Consider the following 947-nt stretch of genomic DNA (forward strand, 5'->3'; position numbering starts at 1 on the left):
AAGCGCACGCACCGAACAATAAACATAAAATAACATTTATCAAGTACGGATAACCGAACATTTTATTCCGTGAAGCCGAATCTAAAGACCCTGAAAGTCCTCCTTTTTCGGGTAAACAATCTGACAACAACAACAACAGAAACAAAAGTCTTATCTACCACCAGGGATTAGGTCTTGTTGAAAACATCCCAATCAATCCCCAATTGTCGTAGTGCAGACCGTAGTGTTCCTACTTTGAGGTCACGATTTCCCCAATCCGGTAGCACCGAAGATTGCTGTGTATTGGGATTAAACCATTTTCGGTGAGAGCCACCCGCACGCCGAGGCAATTCTTGACAATTCAATGCTTTGAGTTTTCGAGCCACTTCGCGATACTTCATGGACTGACCACTAGAGTTTCTAGCCACAGGGAATGGTTAGCATCAGCAACGCAGAGATTTAGAGGCAAAGCTCGTCCTAAATCCTGATAAATCTCAACCACAGCAGCTAGAGCATCCTGAACATTGGCCAGAGCTTCTTCAACGGTGTTACCCTCGGTCAGAAGTTCTGGTAATAATGGGGATGTGACCGTAAATCCCCCTTCAGGTTGTGGTGAGAGCAGCAATGGAATCTTATAAAGCATTTTCTGTAGATTCTCCTCTCTCTCAACTCGGGAAATAAACCCCTATTATAATTTATAATTAAGCGGTTGAAACCGCATCTACACAAACAAAACCCGCCGACGCGGGTTAAAGATTTCAATCGCCTTTTAATTACCTGGCGGTTGAATCGTAGGGTGTGTAAGCGAAGCGCACGCACCGAACAGTAAACATAAAATAACATTTATCAAGTACGGATAACCGAACATTTTATTCCGTGAAACCGAATCTAAAGAGCCTGAAAGCTTTATTTAAACAAAGGCGGTTGAAACCGCGTCTACACAAACAAAACCCGCCGACGCGGGTTGA

2 protein-coding genes are annotated in these 947 nt (G+C 43.8%); both read right to left on the reverse strand.

What is annotated here, in order from left to right; all coding sequences use genetic code 11:
* Positions 1–167: 167 nt before the first annotated feature.
* Positions 168–380 carry a type II toxin-antitoxin system HicA family toxin gene (locus PL8927_RS27725; protein WP_083627110.1) on the reverse strand — a complete coding sequence of 71 codons (213 nt, stop codon included), beginning with the start codon at positions 378–380 and terminating at the stop codon, positions 168–170.
* Positions 377–622, reverse strand: coding sequence for a type II toxin-antitoxin system HicB family antitoxin (locus PL8927_RS27730; protein WP_083627111.1), 246 nt, complete (start codon positions 620–622; stop codon positions 377–379). Before PL8927_RS27730 ends, PL8927_RS27725 begins: the two co-directional genes overlap by 4 nt.
* Between the last annotated feature and the right edge of the window lie 325 nt (positions 623–947).

It is taken from the genome of Planktothrix serta PCC 8927 (assembly GCF_900010725.2).
GTDB lineage: Bacteria > Cyanobacteriota > Cyanobacteriia > Cyanobacteriales > Microcoleaceae > Planktothrix > Planktothrix serta.